General features: G+C 32.1%; 18 protein-coding genes. 8 read left to right on the forward strand and 10 right to left on the reverse strand.

Annotated features, from left to right (window positions below):
• Nucleotides 1–34: 34 nt before the first annotated feature.
• The gene (locus KO515_RS04580) at nucleotides 35–853 is read right to left on the reverse strand and encodes a carboxypeptidase-like regulatory domain-containing protein (protein WP_215935202.1); all 819 of its coding nucleotides are present in this window, start codon (nucleotides 851–853) and stop codon (nucleotides 35–37) included.
• A 231-nt stretch (nucleotides 854–1084) separates the two neighbouring features.
• On the opposite strand from KO515_RS04580, the gene pepE reads away from it, so the two are divergent.
• Nucleotides 1085–1792 carry a dipeptidase PepE gene (gene pepE / locus KO515_RS04585; protein WP_215935203.1) on the forward strand — a complete coding sequence of 236 codons (708 nt, stop codon included), beginning with the start codon at nucleotides 1085–1087 and terminating at the stop codon, nucleotides 1790–1792.
• Here the strand turns inward: pepE and KO515_RS04590 are convergent, their stop codons facing one another.
• From KO515_RS04590 to KO515_RS04595, 3 genes are all read right to left on the reverse strand, one after another.
• Nucleotides 1793–2089, reverse strand: a complete 297-nt coding sequence (locus KO515_RS04590; protein WP_354668271.1) for a GNAT family N-acetyltransferase — start codon at nucleotides 2087–2089, stop codon at nucleotides 1793–1795.
• Nucleotides 2082–2219, reverse strand: a complete 138-nt coding sequence (locus KO515_RS18915; protein WP_354668264.1) for a hypothetical protein — start codon at nucleotides 2217–2219, stop codon at nucleotides 2082–2084. Before KO515_RS18915 ends, KO515_RS04590 begins: the two co-directional genes overlap by 8 nt.
• Nucleotides 2220–2319: 100 nt before the next feature.
• A complete protein-coding gene (locus tag KO515_RS04595; RefSeq protein ID WP_215935204.1) occupies nucleotides 2320–2715 on the reverse strand; it encodes an ankyrin repeat domain-containing protein in 396 nt (131 codons plus the stop codon).
• 264 nt (nucleotides 2716–2979) lie between these two features.
• Here KO515_RS04595 and gpmI point away from each other — a divergent pair, with 264 nt between their 5' ends.
• On the forward strand, nucleotides 2980–4497 hold the full coding sequence (gpmI, locus tag KO515_RS04600) for a 2,3-bisphosphoglycerate-independent phosphoglycerate mutase (RefSeq protein ID WP_215935205.1): 1518 nt from the start codon (nucleotides 2980–2982) through the stop codon (nucleotides 4495–4497).
• Between the two features lie 48 nt (nucleotides 4498–4545).
• Nucleotides 4546–4944, forward strand: a complete 399-nt coding sequence (locus tag KO515_RS04605) for a BT0820 family HAD-type phosphatase (RefSeq protein ID WP_179321242.1) — start codon at nucleotides 4546–4548, stop codon at nucleotides 4942–4944.
• Nucleotides 4945–4954: 10 nt separating this feature from the next.
• Here the strand turns inward: KO515_RS04605 and KO515_RS04610 are convergent, their stop codons facing one another.
• Nucleotides 4955–6223: an acetyl-CoA hydrolase/transferase family protein gene (locus tag KO515_RS04610; RefSeq protein WP_215935206.1), complete on the reverse strand. Its 1269-nt coding sequence runs from the start codon at nucleotides 6221–6223 to the stop codon at nucleotides 4955–4957.
• A gap of 239 nt (nucleotides 6224–6462) precedes the next feature.
• On the opposite strand from KO515_RS04610, the gene map reads away from it, so the two are divergent.
• From map to KO515_RS04635, 5 genes are all read left to right on the forward strand, one after another.
• Nucleotides 6463–7281 carry a type I methionyl aminopeptidase gene (map, locus tag KO515_RS04615; protein WP_178983559.1) on the forward strand — a complete coding sequence of 273 codons (819 nt, stop codon included), beginning with the start codon at nucleotides 6463–6465 and terminating at the stop codon, nucleotides 7279–7281.
• A gap of 10 nt (nucleotides 7282–7291) precedes the next feature.
• Nucleotides 7292–8065 (forward strand): DUF3050 domain-containing protein, encoded by a 774-nt coding sequence (locus tag KO515_RS04620; RefSeq protein ID WP_215935207.1) that lies wholly within the window; start codon nucleotides 7292–7294, stop codon nucleotides 8063–8065.
• Nucleotides 8066–8183: 118 nt separating this feature from the next.
• A complete protein-coding gene (locus KO515_RS04625; protein WP_178983557.1) occupies nucleotides 8184–8564 on the forward strand; it encodes a GxxExxY protein in 381 nt (126 codons plus the stop codon).
• A gap of 45 nt (nucleotides 8565–8609) precedes the next feature.
• A complete protein-coding gene (locus tag KO515_RS04630; protein ID WP_215935208.1) occupies nucleotides 8610–9374 on the forward strand; it encodes a class I SAM-dependent methyltransferase in 765 nt (254 codons plus the stop codon).
• 14 nt (nucleotides 9375–9388) lie between these two features.
• Complete coding sequence (locus KO515_RS04635; protein ID WP_215935209.1) at nucleotides 9389–9757, forward strand: DUF423 domain-containing protein; 369 nt, start codon at nucleotides 9389–9391, stop codon at nucleotides 9755–9757.
• 150 nt (nucleotides 9758–9907) lie between these two features.
• Here KO515_RS04635 and KO515_RS04640 read toward each other — a convergent pair whose 3' ends face one another.
• From KO515_RS04640 to KO515_RS18920, 5 genes are all read right to left on the reverse strand, one after another.
• The gene (locus KO515_RS04640) at nucleotides 9908–10264 is read right to left on the reverse strand and encodes a hypothetical protein (RefSeq protein WP_215935210.1); all 357 of its coding nucleotides are present in this window, start codon (nucleotides 10262–10264) and stop codon (nucleotides 9908–9910) included.
• Between the two features lie 42 nt (nucleotides 10265–10306).
• The gene (locus KO515_RS04645) at nucleotides 10307–11182 is read right to left on the reverse strand and encodes a hypothetical protein (RefSeq protein WP_215935211.1); all 876 of its coding nucleotides are present in this window, start codon (nucleotides 11180–11182) and stop codon (nucleotides 10307–10309) included.
• Between the two features lie 155 nt (nucleotides 11183–11337).
• Nucleotides 11338–14847: a T9SS type A sorting domain-containing protein gene (locus KO515_RS04650; RefSeq protein ID WP_215935212.1), complete on the reverse strand. Its 3510-nt coding sequence runs from the start codon at nucleotides 14845–14847 to the stop codon at nucleotides 11338–11340.
• A gap of 106 nt (nucleotides 14848–14953) precedes the next feature.
• On the reverse strand, nucleotides 14954–15706 hold the full coding sequence (locus KO515_RS04655) for a LytR/AlgR family response regulator transcription factor (protein ID WP_215935213.1): 753 nt from the start codon (nucleotides 15704–15706) through the stop codon (nucleotides 14954–14956).
• A gap of 100 nt (nucleotides 15707–15806) precedes the next feature.
• Nucleotides 15807–18653 carry a sensor histidine kinase gene (locus tag KO515_RS18920; RefSeq protein ID WP_215935214.1) on the reverse strand — a complete coding sequence of 949 codons (2847 nt, stop codon included), beginning with the start codon at nucleotides 18651–18653 and terminating at the stop codon, nucleotides 15807–15809.
• Between the last annotated feature and the right edge of the window lie 43 nt (nucleotides 18654–18696).

The raw sequence follows: 18696 nt of genomic DNA on the forward strand, positions 1-18696 counted from the left end.
CACGGTTAAAAGGAAAATAATGCTATAAAGTATTTTACTCCTTTTCACTATTGTCTTTTAAAAACGCTTTACTTAACTGTGAAATACGTTCTAAAAGTTGCATTTCTTTATTCTCTTCAAACAGGCTATCTGCTATCCCTTCCTTCTCAACATAATCAATAAATGCTGGAACTTGATCTAAAGGAATGTCAAAATTATTGTGAATATAATTAACGCTATAGGTATCTAATGCTTTCTTAAACGGGGTTTTCTCTAATTCTACAGCTCTCTTACTTTTAGGTTTCTTGTCCTCAACATTAACGACTTGCTTAATTAAAAATCCTGCCACATTTACCAAATCGAGCATATTACCTACGTAAGGATTGTATTCATTAAAAGCTAAATTATCAGCTTTAGTTTTATAATCCGCAGAAAACTCAAAATCTTCAATATTATCTAATCCAAAGTAAACATCGTCCAAACTAACGTTGTAAGTTCTAACATTTTCTAGGTCTGCTCCCAAGTTTCCGGTTAAATCAAATGGCAATAAGACAACCTCATCTAATTTATTCACTTCCTCCACAAGTATCACTGTTAGCCGTTTTGACAACAGCACTTTATCAGTAATCGTAACTGTAAAATCTTCAAATTGAAGCGCTCCAAACTCTACCACATCATTAAGCGCTACATCAAGTTCAAAATTCCCATCTGCGTCGGTGTAGGTGCCTTTATTAGAAGACGAGTTAAAAACCGCGACACCTTCTTTATCATCAGTGGACACGACGATTCTACCATTGACGGTAATTCTTTCAATATCTTGTCCAAAAGTAGCTAGCGTAGTAAATAAGAGTAATAAGAGTAGTGTTTTTTTCATGTGTTAATTTTATTTATATGGTATTACTACATGCTGTTCACTATATAATTACCCTCTTAACGGAAAATAATTTAACATGCTCGTTTTTTTATTTCAATTACTGAACTAAATTTCGGTTATATTCTGCAATTCTCATAAGATTATGCTCGTAAATATTTGTTAAATGATAAAATCGTCCTTTTAAAAAAGATTGACTTTCTTTGTAAAACCGTACATCTAAAACCTTAAATTTTGAAATCAATTATAATTGCAAGTACATCCACTATTCATGGCAGCGGCTATTTAGAGTATTTATTAAACGATTTAGAAACGCATTTTAAATCTGCAAATGAAATTTTATTCATTCCATATGCTCGACCTGGAGGTATTTCGCATGATGATTATACCAAAATAGCATCAAATGCTTTTGCCAAGATTGGTAAAACAGTAAAAGGTATTCATCAATTTGATACACCTAAAGAAGCTATACAGAATGCACAAGGTATTTTTGTTGGTGGTGGAAACACCTTTGTTTTAGTATCGCAATTATACAAGAACAACGTGTTACTACCTATAAAAGAAGCCATTAATAATGGCACCCCGTATTTAGGGACTAGCGCAGGAAGTAACATCTGCGGGTTAACTATGAATACCACCAACGATATGCCTATAGTGTATCCTCCAAGTTTTAAAACCTTAGGATTGGTGCCGTTTAATATTAATCCGCATTACTTAGACCCTATTGAAGGCAGTACACATATGGGTGAAACTAGAGAAACACGTATAAAAGAATTTCACGTGTATAACAATCAACCTGTCATTGGGCTACGAGAAGGCAGTTGGATTACAGTTACTGGAAACAAACGTATTTTAAAAGGCACTTTGCAAGCTCGAATTTTTGAATACAATAAAGCTCCTTATGAAATTGAAACGAATTCTGATTTAGAGTTTTTAAAATAACTATAGCTGTTTCAGAAAGTGATAGCCTAAAATTTTAAAGCCTTCATTAAAATAAAATTTGTGAGACGGGTGATTTTGAACATAGATATTTAATTCTACTGAATTACATCCATGCTCTTCAGCATAATTGTATATCCATGCCATAAACTGTTTTCCTATACCGTTCCCTCTGTGTTCTGGGGAAATATATACGTGATCTAACTCTATTGATTTCCAAATATAGTGACGTGTAGAAAACCATAATCCCGAAATACCAACCAGTTTATTAGCTTTAAATACACCTGCACATTTAATAATTTTGCTGCTTTATATCGTCAAATCGCGACTTTAGCAATTCTTCATCTACTTTCCCTTCGTTAAGTTCATAAACTAAAGGGATGATTTGATCTAAGCTATCGTTTGAGATTATTTTAAACTGGTAGTCCATATTAAAAAATTAAAAGCTTAAAAGTAGTCCGTTTGTTAACAACAAAAAAGCGCCCTAAAGGCGCTTTTTAAAACTAACTAACTCAAATAACTGTCTACTCCTAGACATTTTTGTTTTTAAAACGCTTTAAAAATAATTCAGCGTCAGTGGCTTTAGAATTTTGTGCATGACCTAAAGCAGTATAACCTAAATCACAAGGTTTGTGAATTTCAGACCCTGCAGTAATTAAAGCTTTAATAATTTCTACACGATTGTACTTTGCGGCATAGTGGATTGGCATCATACCATTAGACTTTGCATTGACATCTGCACCGGCTTTTATAAGCTTATTAACTTCTTCTAAGTTACCAGTTGCAACAGCCTTGCACAAAGGACTTACTTTAATTGGGTTTTCAATGACGTTATTTAATTCTGAAATTAAAAGGTCATTAGATGCATTTACATTTGACATTGAGAAGCCTAATGCTAAGGCTAATACGATTACTGTTTTTTTCATGATGAAAGATTTTAAATTTAATTGATTGTTTTTTGATTATACTAAATAGACGACATATCCCTTAAAGTGTTACACTAAAAAAAATATTATAACATTTTTTTAACGATTTGAAAACAAATATGTTAACACTATCACAAATCATAAACCAAACATTAGCAACCTACTAGCAAAACTTAATTTAGAGATAATATTTAAAATTTTTTCGTCCTACAGATTTGTTGTAGCGTTGTATAGTATTATCTTTGATACTCAAAACAATTAGACATGAATAAGAAGGTTATTTTAATGATTTTAGACGGTTGGGGAAAATCACCTGACCCTAAAGTTTCGGCTATAGACAATGCACAAACTCCATTTATAGATTCTCTATACACTAAATATCCTAATGCCAGTCTAAGGACAGACGGACTCCATGTTGGCCTACCCGAAGGTCAAATGGGAAATAGCGAAGTAGGACACATGAATTTGGGTGCTGGCCGTATTGTATATCAAGATTTAGTGAAGATTAACCTTGCTGTAGAAAATAATACACTTCGTGAAGAACCCGTTTTAAAAACAGCTTTTGAATATGCTAAAGCCAATAATAAAAATGTACATTTATTAGGTTTAGTTAGTGATGGTGGAGTTCATTCTCATATAAATCATCTTTATGGTTTATTGAATGCCACTAACGATTACGGATTAGAAAACGTCTTTGTACATGCCTTTACAGATGGTAGAGATGTAGACCCAAAATCGGGAGCTGGTTTTATTTCAGATTTAGAAAAGCACCTTGATAAAACTTCTGGAAAACTAGCATCAGTAACGGGGCGTTATTATGCCATGGATAGAGATAAACGTTGGGAACGTGTAAAAATAGTTTATGATGCGTTAGTCAATGGAGAAGGTGAAAAAACTCAGAATGCAGTACAATCTATCCAAGATAATTATGACAAGGATGTTACAGACGAATTCATCAAACCTTTAATTGTTACAGATAATGATAATCAACCTGTAACCACTATTAAAGACGATGATGTTGTTATCTTTTTCAATTTTAGAACAGATAGAGGAAGACAATTGACGGAAGCATTAACTCAAACTGATTTTCATGAGTTTAATATGCATAAACTGAATCTATACTATGTAACCATCACTAATTACGACAATACGTTTAAAGGCATTAACGTCGTTTTCAATAAAGACAACCTCACTGAAACACTAGGTGAAGTCTTAGAGAAACATCATAAAAAGCAAATTCGTATTGCTGAAACAGAGAAATATCCTCATGTTACTTTTTTCTTTTCAGGCGGACAAGAAAAACCATTTGAAGGTGAAACTCGTATTTTAAGAAACTCACCAAAAGTAGCGACTTATGATTTAAAACCAGAAATGAGTGTTTATGAATTAACAGATGCTCTAGTTCCTGAACTTAAAAAAGGAGACGTTGATTTTGTGTGTCTCAATTTTGCAAATGGAGATATGGTTGGCCATACAGGTGTTATGCAAGCAGCGATAGAAGCTTGTGAACATGTGGATAAATGCGTTAAAGAAGTTGTGACTACAGCCTTAGAAAATGATTATACCACTATATTAATTGCGGATCATGGAAACTGTGAAACCATGATAAACCCGGATGGCACACCGAACACGGCACATACCACTAATCCTGTTCCTGTGATTTTAATAGACAATGAATTAAAAACCATTAAAGATGGTATTTTAGGAGATATTGCACCAACCATTTTAAAGTTGATAGGCGTACCGCAACCAAAAGCAATGACAAGAGAAAGCCTTGTGTAATTTTCTTATTGTTGTAACTTTGCTCTAGACCCAGATACTTTGAATACCATGAATTTTCAAAACAGATTAATAATAGCCGTAGATTTTGATGGCACCATAGTGGATGATGCTTATCCGAAGATTGGAAAAACTCGAATCTTTGCTTTTGAAACCTTAAAGCGGCTTCAAGAAGATGGTCATCGTCTCATTTTATGGACGTATCGCTGTGGTGCTAAGCTAGATGAAGCTGTGCAATTTTGCAAAGACAATGGCATTGAGTTTTACGCTGTAAATGCTAGTTTTCCTGAAGAAAAATATGACTATAGTAGAAGTAGAAAAATTCATGCAGACCTCTTTATAGATGATAGAAACATAGGCGGTATTCTAGGTTGGGGAGAAGTATACCAAATCATCACCAATGAAGAACCAAATATTCCGCCAGCACCTAAAAAGTGGTGGAAGTTTTAAATCTTATCATTTATTTTATCATCTCAAAATACGCTTTATCGATAGATTCTCTATGATCTGGATGCGCAATATCCACTAAAGCTTTTACTCTATTCTTAATCGTTTGACCGTATAGATTGGCAATACCATATTCTGTAACGACATATTGTACATGTGCTCTTGTGGTTACGACACCAGCACCAGGTTTTAATATTGGCACAATTCTACTAATTCCATTTTTGGTCACTGATGGCAGTGCTATAATCGCTTTACCTCCTTGGCTTAAGGATGCTCCCCGAATAAAGTCCATTTGCCCACCAACTCCTGAATACATATCAGAACCTATTGAATCTGCGCAAACTTGACCAGTAACATCAACTTCAATAGCAGAATTGATAGCCACCATCTTTGGATTTTGTTTGATATATGCAGGATTATTAGTATAATTTGAAGCACGCATTTCTACAAATGGATTATCGTCAACATAGTCATATAAACGTTTAGACCCCATCAAAAATGTTGAAAGTGCTCGTCCACGATTAATCTTTTTATAATTACCATTAATCACATTATTCATTATCAAATCTATAACTCCATCAGAAAACATCTCTGTGTGCAACCCTAAATCCTTATGATTAGTTAAGCGTGTTAAAACGGCGTTAGGAATAGAACCAATTCCCATCTGTAATGTACTTCTGTCTTCTATTAATCCAGCAACAAAATCTCCAATTTTACTTTCAATAGCATTCGGTTCAGCCATGATATACGTCGGAATTTCTTCATCTACTTCTACAAAATAATCAATTTCAGATATATGTATAATTCCTGCTCCGTGAGTTCTTGGCATTTGTGGATTCACCTGAGCAATAACAGTCTTCGCATTATCGATAGCTGCTAAAATCGCTTCAACAGATACACCTAATGAACAATAGCCATGACGATCTGGTACAGACACATGAATTAATACCACATCCAGTTCTAAAGCACGTTGTTGAAAAAGTCGAGGTAATTCACTTAAAAAAACTGGAGTGTATGATCCGTTTCCAGCTTTTATAGTATGTCTTACATTTTTCCCCAAGAAAAAGGAATTAATATGGAAGCTATCTTTTAATTCTGGATTTGCATAAGGTGCAACACCTTCGGTATGTAACTGACAAACCTCAATATTACGAAGTTCTTCATGTCTTGCTGACAGTGCTTTTACAAGCGCTTGAGGTGCAGCAGCAGCAGCTTGAATATATACACGATCATTAGATTTTACAACCTTTAAAGCCTCCTCTGCGGTAACAATTTTATACATAGACAATCTGTTTTATATTGCAAACTTACAGTAAACATATTACTTAAAAACTGTTATATATCATATTTAGAGCCTTCGAAATTCACCAAAATAAGCTTGCGAGTTCAACTAAGAGAGAGCTTAATTGTATCACGATTTAATAGTCTAGATTAAGTAAAGTAAATAATCTTCATTTTCTTCGGTAGTAATTTTAATCAAGAAATGCTATTACCTATCTTTGCCGCTCAATATTTTGAATCATGATTATAGTAAAAACAGCAGAAGAGATTGAATTAATGCGTCAAAGTGCGCTCATCGTATCTAAAACTTTAGGTATGTTGGCTAAAGAAACAAAGGAAGGTGTAACAACCAATCATTTGGATGCCATCGCAGAAGAGTTTATTAGAGACCATGGTGCTTTACCTGGCTTTAAAGGCCTTTACGATTGTCCTTCAACCTTACTTTGTAGTGTTAATGAAGCTGTCGTTCATGGTTTACCAACAGATATTCCATTAAAAGATGGTGATATTGTGTCTATAGATTGTGGTTCATTTATGAATGGCTTTTATGGTGATCACGCGTATACGTTTGAAATTGGAAATGTTGCTGAAGAAACTAAGAAACTCATTCAGATTACCAAAGAATCACTTTACAAAGGTATTGAGCAATTAAAAATTGGCAATCGTGTTGGTGATGTCGGTTATGCTATTCAGAAATATACCGAAGACCAAGGGTACGGTGTTGTTAGAGAATTAGTCGGACATGGTCTAGGAAGAAAAATGCACGAAGATCCTGAAATGCCTAATTACGGAAAACGTGGTCGTGGTAAGAAATTTATTGAAGGTATGGTCGTTGCCATTGAGCCTATGATTAATTTAGGAACTCATAAAGTCAAACAATTGAGTGATGGTTGGACGATTGTTACACAAGACGGAAAACCAAGTGTACACTTTGAACACGATGTTGCTATTGTAGATGGGAAGCCAGAAATACTTTCTACGTTTGCTTATGTGCATGAGGCTTTGGGTATTACTTCAGATGAAGAAGATGCTTTTAGACAAAACGCATTAGTGCTTTAAGATATTAGTTATGACCATAGCACACTTAGAGAATGAACTAACCGCTTTAAGAGCAGAACTCAACGCTCATAAATTATATAGTGCTTTATCATCTATTGATGATATACAAACCTTTATGGAGCAACATGTGTTTGCTGTATGGGATTTTATGTCATTATTAAAAGCACTTCAAATTCAATTAACAAATACAAAAGTGCCTTGGACACCTGTTCAAAATCCATCGACAGCTCGTTTTATAAACGAAATTGTCCTAGGTGAAGAAAGCGATGTTAATGAGTTAGGTGAGCCTAAAAGTCATTATGAAATGTACTTAGATGCGATGCACCAAATTGGAGCTAGCACTTCGCAAATTGAAAGTTTTGTTAATCATATTCAAAATAATAATTCTGTATCTCATGCTGCAGAAAAAGTAACTTTGAATGCTGAAACCTTAAAATTTATAGATTTCACATTTAAGGTAATTGCAACAAATGAATCGCACAAAATTGCCTCAGCATTTACTTTTGGTCGTGAAGATGTGATACCTGATATGTTTTTTCAAATTATCAATCAGTCTAAAACCAGCAACAATACCTATAGTAAGCTAACCTATTATTTAAAGCGTCATATTGAATTAGATGGCGATGAGCATGGCCCACTTTCATTAAAAATGATAGAGGAATTATGTGGTGAGAATGAGCAAAAATGGCAGGAAACTTTAAATATTGCTAAAGATGCATTAATGCATAGAATTGCGCTTTGGGATAGCATTTATAATTTAATTACAAGTGAAGTAAATGTTTAATCGTTATTTTAATCCATGTAATAGCGATGTTTATTTATTATGATTAGATAATTGTTTCGCAGAGTTACACAGAGTTTCCACAGAGATTCGCGGAGGAATTTAGGTTTTAATAAAATATATGGTTTACGATAAAATCACAGAGAATATTATTGGAGCAGCTATTGAGGTGCACAAAACACTTGGTCCTGGATTATTAGAATCCGCGTATCAAGAATGCTTATTTTATGAATTAAAAGCCTTAGGATATTCTGTTCAAAAAGAAGTTTCAAGACCTATCATTTATAAAGATATCATTTTAGACCACGGTTACAGAATTGATATATTAGTAGAAAACAAAATAGTTATTGAACTCAAAACTGTTGAGAAATTTACAGATGTTCATACTGCTCAAATATTGACTTACATGAAATTAGGAGATTATCCTATTGGACTATTATTCAATTTCAATACTAAACTTTTAAAAAACGGTATAAAACGATTTATAAACACATCTGAGTAAGCACTCCGTGAACCTCTGTGTCTCTCCATGAATCTCTGCGTAACAATGAAAAAACTCTTCAAACTTATATTAAACACCATACCAAGACCTTTGCTCATAAGATTGAGTTACGTGGCACGGCCTGTTTTAGCCTTCTTTTTAAAAGGACATACGTTTACAGACCCAATTGATGGTAAAAGTTTCAAAACCTTTTTACCTTATGGCTACGGAAACCAACGCAACAATGTACTTTCGCCTTCAACTTTAAGCTTAGAACGTCACCGTTTGTTGTGGTTATACCTTAATGATAAAACAGATTTTTTTACTGCGGAAAAAAAAGTGTTGCATTTTGCACCAGAACAATGTTTTTTAAAACGTTTTAGAAGCCTTAAAAACTTAACATATACAACGACCGATTTATTATCACCTATTGCGGATGTGAAAGCCGATATTTGTGATTTGCCTTTTGAAGATAATAGTTATGATGTTATTCTATGTAATCATGTATTAGAACACATCCCTGATGACACTAAAGCAATGCAAGAATTATACAGAGTAATGAAGCCTGGTGGTTATGGTATTTTTCAGATTCCACAAGATTTAAATCGTGAGGTGACTTTTGAAGATGACTCGATTACAGATAAAGATGAACGTGCCAAGATTTTTGGCCAATATGATCATGTTCGTGTGTATGGTAGAGATTATTTCGATAAGCTTCGTTCTATAGGTTTTAAAGTTGAAGAAGTGGATTATACGGCTTCTCTTTCTAACGAAGACATTAAAAAATATTGCCTAGCGAAAGGTGAAATTATTCCTGTAGTTTATAAATAAAACAACGTATTAAAATGACGCAACACATTATAATTGCAACAGGTGCTATATTTGGAATGCTCGCCGTAATCTTTGGAGCTTTCGGTGCTCATGCGTTGAAGAAAATTCTAACTACAGATCAATTACATAGCTTTGAAGTTGGAGTAAAATATCAGATGTATCATGCTATCGTATTGTTAGCGCTGGGACTAAGTGCAACTAACGTAACCTCAGCAACATATTGGTGTTTTACAATTGGTATTATATTATTCTCCTTTAGTATTTACGGATTGGTTTTATCTGATGCTAAAGGGAAAAAGCTACGCGCTTTAGGTCCAGTTACTCCGATTGGAGGCTTACTCTTAGTATTGGGTTGGTTGTTGGTGTTGATTCATACTTTTTAAGCTTTATACAAGTACATATAATAATGGCTTTTATTTTTTAATAAATAAAGCTGAGTCCTATAAAGACTCAGCCTTAACTAGATGCTAAATACTAAAAAAACACATGGTTACTATCAGCTCTAGTTTTATTATCAATATCTCGTTGTAACTTTAGGATAATAAATTAACAACGAGCTCTTGCTCTGTTACTCCACCCAAACCGTCTGATGCAATCACTAAAATTATATTTTCACCAGATACGAACAAGCTATATTCTATAACGTAGGTTAAAGCGTTTAAATCTTCAATTAATAAATTGTTATTTAAGTAAATGGCATAAACAACCTCGTCATCGTCTGGATCTATAGACGCGGTCCAATTAAAAGGTATGCCTATGTTTGTTGCTGCTCCTTCTGTTAATGTAAAAGCACTCGGATTATTATTTACTTGTGCTTGATCGTCGTCTGCATTACAATTAAAAAGTAACAGTGTTAAGCCAATTAAAAGTAAAAATTTAAAAATTTTCATAGTTTTTGATGTTATTTGAATGTTTAAATTTGTTTGTATTGTTTAATGATAAGAACTATCACAAGATTCTGCTGTTTTAAGACAACTCGCTTTGTGCTGGTCTCTTAATTTCCAAACTCTGAGTGTTTTTTGACCTTCTGGACTTTGCCAATAGGCATCGTTTTTATCTTTAATATATTTACTGTAAGCGTCTGCCTCTTTTTGCATAGTAGCCAAATCTGCTTCATCTTTAGACGTTAGCGTATAGGCGATTTGTTTTTCGCGCATAGCGGTTAAATAATCAGATATCATTTTACGCACATTCTCTTGAGCCAAGGCCTTATATTCTGGTGCTTTTCTAGGGTCCGGTCCTGCACTATTATTTAGAGCAATATTTTTTGCTTTATTTAAAAATTTACCGAAACCTTTTTTCTTTTTTTTAGTCTTTGAAGTTGCCTCACCATCAGGTGTTGTACCCTTTAGCACATAAACTCTTCTTATATCACCAAATTCTGTACGGCTGTTAAAATGATCTATAAAAAAAATATAATTGCCAATAGCTACATAACCTTCGTTAAACACTTTTTCATAAACGATATATGTGTTTGGAAATCCAGTAAAAGTTTGTCTGTTTTTTGTAAAATCTGCAATATATTGGCTTCCTTTTTCGTCATTATCATTTTTGTCTATAATAGCTATTCCAGAGTCTATACCTTCATAATTTAATAATTTTACGATAACTTCTTGCGGCTCGTTATATTGACCAACTCTTTCTTGACTAAGATTTATTGACTGTTTTCCTTCGTTATCAATGCCAACACCTGGATACTCAATGTAAACTGGGTTTTCGCCTTTTGCTTTAATATTTTCAAAAAATGTTTGCTGTGCAAATGTACTTGTGGTTACTAATGCAATAAAAAATAAAATAATGTACTTCATAATAAATTTGGTTTTATAATTATGTATCAAAAATAATAAGATCTAGGAAAAGGAATTTTAACTTTTTAGTGAATGGTAAGATTTTGTAAATGAATAGTAATAAAAAAAGGAAAGCCTTGATGACTTTCCTTTTTTAGTATAAATAGAACTTTGGTTTATTCCTTTATAAATCGTTTTACATGTTGATTTCCATATAAATCTATAATCTTTATAAGATAAACACCCTCTGAAAGACTAGAAACATCTACGGTTTTAGAGTTTGTTTTAATAACTTGTTTACCTAATAATGAATAGACAGATATATTAGCAATAGCTGTTGCTGTTGCTGTTTTTATATTTAAGGTAGATTTTGTTGGGTTTGGGTAAATTGATATTTTTTCCTTTTCAAAATCAATACTACTTAAGGCTGCACAATTTGTACTAAAACTTGCTGAAGTATCTATATTTGTCCAATTTGTAGTACTATAAGAAGCATCATCTACTTGTATACAAGTTAAACTTGGATTGTTTGTTACAGAGAAAGAATTGATATTATTATTATTACCATTTGCTGCATTTAAACTTGTTAATTGATTATCAGAACAAAATAACTCAACTATTGCTGTATTTGAAGATATGTCTATACTTGTTAATTGGTTATTAAAACAGTATAAGGAAATTAAAGCAGTATTTGAAGATACATCTAAACTCGTTAATTGGTTAACCTCACAGTATAAGGAAATTAAAGCCGTATTTGAAGATACATCTAAACTCGTTAATTGATTACTATCACACCTTAAAGTCGTTAAAGCCGTATTAACGGAAACATCTAAACTCATTAATAGGTTATTCCTACAGTTTAAATTAATTAAAGCCGTAGTTCCGGAAACATCTAAACTTGTTAGTTGATTATTAGCACATAGTAATACCTCTAAAGTGGTATTATTAGAAACGTCTAAACTCGTTAATTGATTATCATAACAATATAAAGTAGTTAAAGCCGTATTTGAAGACACATTTAAATTCGTTAATTGATTATTAAGACAATATAAAGTCGTTAAAACCGTATTTGAAGATACATCTAAATTTGTTAATTGGTTATTATCACAGAAAAACTCCTCTAAAGCTGTATTAGCGGAAACATCTATACTCGTTAATTGATTATTACCACAGCGTAACTGCTCTAAAGCTGTATTAGCAGACACGTCTAAATTCGTTAATTGATTACCATAACTATTTAAATTTGTTAAAGCTGTATTAGCGGAAACATTTAAGCTGCTTAACGAATTGCTTCCGCACCATAATTCTGTAATATTCGTAAAAGCTTCTATGCCTGTTAAATCTGAGATAGATAGGTTTGGAACATATATAGATCCTGTATAAGCTGATGCTTCTGCACAAGAAATTTCGCTATCACCATTCGTGTTTATATATGAAAATCCAAGTAAGGCTGCTTTAAAATTAGCATCAGGAATATTTACATAGCAAATACAATTTGTATTAAAACTTGCTGTAGCATCTATATTTGTCCAATTTGTGGTACTCCAAGCTACATCATCTACTTGTATACAAGTTAAACTTGGGTTGTTTGTTGCAGAGAAAAAAATTAAATTATTATTATTACCATTTGCTGCATTTAAACTTGTTAATTGATTATCGTCGCAATATAACTCATCTATAACTGTATTTAAAGATATATCTAAACTTGTTAATTGATTATCATAACAGTATAAGGAATTTAAAGCCGTAGCTCCAGAAACATCTAAACTTGTTAATTGATTACTATAGCAAGATAAGTTTGTTAAAACTGTATTAGCAGAAACATCTAAACTCATTAATTGGTTATCCTGACAGTATAAATAAGTTAAAGCTGTAGCTCCAGAAACATCTAAACTCGTTAATTGGTTATACTGACAGTTTAAATTAGTTAAAGCTGTATTAGAGGAAACATCTAAACTCGTTAATTGGTTATCCTGACAGTTTAAATTAGTTAAAGCTGTATTAAAGGAAACATCTAAACTCGTTAATAGATTACTATGACAATATAAAGTAGTTAAAGCCGTATTTGAAGACACATCTAAATTTGTTAATTGATTATCTTCACATTGTAACCACCTTAAAGCTGTAGTTCCGTTAACATCTAAGCTTGTTAGTTGATTATTGCCACATTGTAACACTTCTAAAGTGGTATTATTAGAAACATCTAAACTCGTTAATTGATTACTATAACAATATAAGTAAATTAAAGCGGTATTATTAGAAATATCTAAACTAGCAATACTATTATTATCAATACTTAATCTTTCTAAAGCGGTATTATTAGAAACGTCTAAACTGGTTATTTGATTAAGCCTACATTCTAAATTTGTTAAAGCTATATTAGCAGATACATTTAAACTAGTTAACGAATTGCTTTTGCAATATAATTCTGTAATATTCGTAAAGGCTTCTATACCTGTTAAATCTGAGATAGATAGGTTTTGAACATTTATAGTGCCTGTATAAGCTGATGCTTCTGTACAAGAAATTTCGCTATCACCATTGGTGTTTATATATGAAAATCCAAGTAAGGCTGCTTTAAAATTAGCATCGGGAATATTTACGTTGCAAGCTGTTGTTGCAATAGTGTATTTTTTTAATGAAACTTTATCATTATCTTGGTATAATACATATAAATTTCCATCAGCTTCACTTATTGCCATTTTTATAAAAAAATTGGAACTATTATAATTTAAACCTACACTTGGTAAAGTTGTCCATGTATTTAAACTAGTATCGTAATTTTCAAAAACTATATCTTCTGTATTATTAGCATACATTAAATACAGTTTATCATCGTTTGAGCTTTTTCTTAACTCTACAATATCATTAGTTGCAGTTACTGACTTAATAAAAGAGCTTCCATTGTAAACTCTAATATCGTTATTTGCTGCACCTTGTGGAATTATATCATTATAAAAAGCATGATAATTAGAATCATAAATTCCTGATATATTTTTTGTAGTGGTACCATTTAAGAAGTTAGTAAAATCAAAATTATTGTTTGCTGATCCTACATTTTTACGTCCTGTAACTGATCCGTTGTAATTATTTTCTTGCGAGACAAAATATTCGTCGTAAGCCGTAAAATCATATCTATGATCTCCATTATATTGATTGTTTGGATTTAATAGAACTTCTACATGGTTTGGTCCTGTACCAGAAGTATCACGTTCTGCAATAAATAACTTTTGAGTCCATTCTCTACCTGCTACTCTAATAGTACCTGCCGCATTAAATTGAATTTGTAAACGATGATCAGACAAGGCTGAACTTCCAACATTTGTAAAAACAGATGACCAAGCAGTTCCATTATATTTATAAGCGGTCATATTATTAGTAACATTTCTGTAGGCAACAACAATTTCATTATTAAAAGGGTTGATTTTTATAGCAATATTATCTGCAGCGTCATTGGAAACTAGTCCAATAGACATCCAGTTTGTACCATCAAACTTAGACACATAAGCCTTATTGCCATCTGCTACATTGCTATAAGCCACATAAATGTCGCCGTTTGCAGCATCAAAAGTCATAGCAGCGTCTGATGAAAGGTTTGTAAATTGAGCAGATCCTACTTGCGACCAATTTTGCGCAAAAGCATAACTACTAACTAAAAACAATACATAAAGTAATTTTATTCTCATAATAAATTTGGTTTTATAATTATGAAACAAAAATGACAAGCTTTGCTAAAAGGATTTTGAACTTTTTAGTGAATGGTAAGATTAAAGCAATGAATGGTACTTAAATTTAAAATACACGGTTGATAAGATCCATAAATTCATCTTTACGATCGCGCGCAATAGGAATACTCTTATTATTACTCATAATAACTTGAAGACCGTCTTTTTTAGTGACCTCATTCATGTATTTTAAATTGATTAGAAATGAACGATGTGGTTTGTAAAACAGTGGTTTATTACTGAGTTGTTCTGTGAAGTGTTTTAAGGTTTTACAGATTAATTCTGTTTTACCATTCTGCAAATAGACTTTAGTATACACACCATCTGCCTCAAAAAATAAGATATCTTCATGCGATACAAAACGAATACCTTTTGGGACTTCTAAAGCTATTTTATTTAAAGCTAATTGCTGAAAATTTCGTTCAAGATTCTGTAGTTTTTCTTTTATGGAATTTTCTTCTAAATAGGTTGATGCTTTAGCAATAGCAACTTTCATTTCGACAACATCTATAGGTTTTAAAAGATAATCTACAGCTGATAATTTAAAGGCCTCTATGGCGTAATGGCCATAAGCGGTTGTGAAAATAATTTGAAAATTAATAGCCTCAGTTTTAAAAAACTCTAAAATCTGAAGTCCTGAATGATTAGGCATTTCAATATCTAGAAATACAATATCTGGCTGTTCCTTTTTAATAATGGTTACACCATCTAATAAATTTTCAGCCTCAAAAATCGTTTCTATTTCAGAACATTCTTCTACAATTAAGGTATGCAAAATACGTCTTGCACGTTTTTCATCGTCTATAATTATTGCTGTCATGTCTATATTTTATTTGTTTATATGAGGCACATGCTGTTCACTATAAATCATTTCTCTTAATATTAAAATGTTTCATATGCTCGCTTCATAAGATAGCTTCTCAATGTGTTAATTCTATTGTAATCGTTACTTTTGTTCCTGAGACGACTTGGTGTATGTTGTATACATCTTCGACCTCTAATTTTACTTTTTTATCCTGACTGCGATTTAATAAATCGATTCGTTTTTGATTAGCTGATGTCGCAAAGGATTTGTGATTTCCTGCACGTTGATTTTTGATTTTTGCTGATGCTTCACGACCAATACCATTGTCTATAATCTCACAAATTAAAAGGTTGAAGACGCTGTCTTTTACAAAATTTAAAATCAGTTTTTTATTATCTTTTTTATGAAGTAAGCCGTGTTTTAAAGCATTTTCAACATAAGGCTGAATAAATAATGAAGGCACAAATGTGTTTTCTAATTTGAGGTTTTCATCAACGTGAATTTCAAATTTAAAATCGTCATCAAAACGGTCTTTCTCAAGTTCTAAATAGAGTTTTAGTGTTTTAATTTCTTCATTTAAAGAAATTTCATTGGTTTGGCTATGCTCTAAATAGGTTCGTATTAATCTAGAAAATTTCACTAAATACTGACGCGCCAACTTCTTTTCATTCAAAATAATATAATCTTGAATAGAGTTTAAGGCATTGAATATAAAATGAGGATTCATCTGCGATCTCAGATTTTCTAATTGAGAAAACACCAATTGCTGATTAATCTTTGCTTTTTCTAATGCTTGTTGCTGAGAAACATTTAAACGAGCTGTTTTCCGAGAAAAGTACCACCACACTATAGTTATTGAAATTAATAAAATTGAGCTATAAAACCACCATGTTTTATAAAATGGCAACCTTACGTTTAAACTGACACAAATAGGTTCTGTATATGTTTTTTGAAATGTATTTTTTGCTCTTAAATGAAAGGTGAACTTCCCGGCAGGTAACGTATTAAATTTCACAAAATCTAAACCTTTTTCTACTGCTATCCAATTATCACTGTAACCTTCTAATTGGTATTCATAATTCACAAACTCGTTAGATTGAAATCCGTTAACATTAAAACCAAATCTAATTTCACTATCTGTTTGGTCTAATTCATAATTGGATTGAACAATAGTGTCTTTTTCTAAAATCGCTACAGAGGTAAAATACGGCTGAAGCGTTTGTCTTGTTTTAATAATAGTATTAGCATCAAATTGATATAGTCCCATATTAGAACCAAAGAAAACATCATCATCCTGAACAACAATAGAATTAATGTTGTAAGAGTCCATACCATCTTCCTTATTTACGGTTATGACCTTTTGGGTGTCATAATTATAATTTTGTAACCCTCTATCTGTGGCAATCCATAAGGATTTTTCATCTGGTGTAATCACATTGATAACATTAGAAGCTAAGCCATTTTTCATATTCAATTTATACTGTAAACTATCATTTACAAAACCATACAATCCCTTATTATAAGTGGCAACCCAAACAACATCATCTGCTGTTATTGCAATTTTAGAACCATAAATAGGGGTATTATTATAGGTAATTTGTTTATAGGCTTTTGTCTTTAAATCGACCACACCAAAACCATCAATAAAATTAGAATAAGCTTTAGTTTTATTCTTGTTTAAGACGGAACCATAACTTCTCACCAAACGCAATAAAGACAGGGAATCTCCTTTTTTACTATATATAGATAAGGCATGCGGAAGGCTCACTAAATATTGGTCTTCATCGTAAACAGAGATAGATTTTGTTACAATCAACTTACTTTTCTTATTCAATTCTTCTTTTGAGTTATGAAAAACGGACTCAGTTGTCGCTACCATTAAAAGATCTTTAGATAGTGCGTTGTAACAAATGCCGTAAATATTGTTCCTAAACGAAACATCAAGTTGTTTTATACCATTATCTGTTTTAGAATAGTTAAAAATATTAAAGTCCGAAGTCGCCAAATACAAGTTTTCTTTGTCGGTTTTTTCAATAGCAGTAACCCCTACATTATTTGGTAAAGCTATTTTTTTTAAGGCAAGATTGGGCATTACAAAAACACCGTTTTTTAGCGTTGTCACCCAAAAATTAGTATTAGAATCTATGATAAGATCTGTAGTGTAGCTATTCTTAAAATAGCGTTCACTAATCCTTAGTTTATTATTCTTAATTTCAGTAATAAAAATACCTCTATTCGTTAACACCCATAATTCATCTTTTACTTGGTAGGCATTCACTACAATTAAAGAAGCCAGTTTTTTAGGCAATTTCACCTCTTTTAAGTCCTTATCATTAGAAATATAGAACAAGACATTTCTTTTAGAAGACATTAATTCATTGAAAAAAAACACACGATTATCATATTTAAAAAACTTTTTTGCCCCACTTAGTTGAGCGGTTTCAAATGGGTTTTTATGAATTGATTGAGCGTTTTTTAATGCCGGATCTTCTGTAAAATATATGCGGTTGTTTTTATTAAAATATAAACCCTCTTTAAGGCTGTTTAACTGATTAAAGTGATCTCCATAGATTCCAGAAACAGAATTGACAACGGCTTTAGTATCTAAGTTAACACTAATTAAATTTTTATTTACAGAAATTACAAGATGATTATTATAAACCGTGAAATCAACTAAAGTTTTAATCTCTTCAAAATCTTTAAAGAGCTTTAGTTCATTATTGTCAACATAAAAAAATTGTCCGGAAAGATTATTACACCAAAGACGCCCTTTAGCATCTAAAGTAAGGCCAAACAGAGAACGACCACGTTTTAGAGGATTGGTAAAAAATGTGTAATGCTTTCCATCATAACGATACAAACCTTTATCTGCTGCTAACCAAATAAAACCTTCTTGATCTTCAATGATATCATAAAACTCAATATCTGGTAAGCCATCTTTTTCGGTGAGGTGAATAGACACAGGTTGTTGAGCTGACAGAATCCAGGTTGTAAGTAAAACAAAT

It is taken from the genome of Winogradskyella psychrotolerans (assembly GCF_018860545.1).
GTDB lineage: Bacteria > Bacteroidota > Bacteroidia > Flavobacteriales > Flavobacteriaceae > Winogradskyella > Winogradskyella psychrotolerans_A.

Bases quoted from the DNA above. Each gene is read 5' to 3' on its own strand.
- map (WP_178983559.1), top strand. From the start codon at position 6,463: ATGATTATAGTAAAAACAGCAGAAGAGATTGAATTAATGCGTCAAAGT.
- gpmI (WP_215935205.1), top strand. From the start codon at position 2,980: ATGAATAAGAAGGTTATTTTAATGATTTTAGACGGTTGGGGAAAATCA.
- KO515_RS04635 (WP_215935209.1), top strand. From the start codon at position 9,389: ATGACGCAACACATTATAATTGCAACAGGTGCTATATTTGGAATGCTC.
- KO515_RS04645 (WP_215935211.1), bottom strand. From the start codon at position 11,182: ATGAAGTACATTATTTTATTTTTTATTGCATTAGTAACCACAAGTACA.
- KO515_RS04595 (WP_215935204.1), bottom strand. From the start codon at position 2,715: ATGAAAAAAACAGTAATCGTATTAGCCTTAGCATTAGGCTTCTCAATG.
- KO515_RS04625 (WP_178983557.1), top strand. From the start codon at position 8,184: ATGGTTTACGATAAAATCACAGAGAATATTATTGGAGCAGCTATTGAG.
- KO515_RS04620 (WP_215935207.1), top strand. From the start codon at position 7,292: ATGACCATAGCACACTTAGAGAATGAACTAACCGCTTTAAGAGCAGAA.
- KO515_RS04650 (WP_215935212.1), bottom strand. From the start codon at position 14,847: ATGAGAATAAAATTACTTTATGTATTGTTTTTAGTTAGTAGTTATGCT.
- KO515_RS04640 (WP_215935210.1), bottom strand. From the start codon at position 10,264: ATGAAAATTTTTAAATTTTTACTTTTAATTGGCTTAACACTGTTACTT.
- KO515_RS04610 (WP_215935206.1), bottom strand. From the start codon at position 6,223: ATGTATAAAATTGTTACCGCAGAGGAGGCTTTAAAGGTTGTAAAATCT.
- KO515_RS04630 (WP_215935208.1), top strand. From the start codon at position 8,610: ATGAAAAAACTCTTCAAACTTATATTAAACACCATACCAAGACCTTTG.
- KO515_RS04580 (WP_215935202.1), bottom strand. From the start codon at position 853: ATGAAAAAAACACTACTCTTATTACTCTTATTTACTACGCTAGCTACT.
- KO515_RS04655 (WP_215935213.1), bottom strand. From the start codon at position 15,706: ATGACAGCAATAATTATAGACGATGAAAAACGTGCAAGACGTATTTTG.
- KO515_RS18915 (WP_354668264.1), bottom strand. From the start codon at position 2,219: ATGGACTACCAGTTTAAAATAATCTCAAACGATAGCTTAGATCAAATC.
- KO515_RS04605 (WP_179321242.1), top strand. From the start codon at position 4,546: ATGAATTTTCAAAACAGATTAATAATAGCCGTAGATTTTGATGGCACC.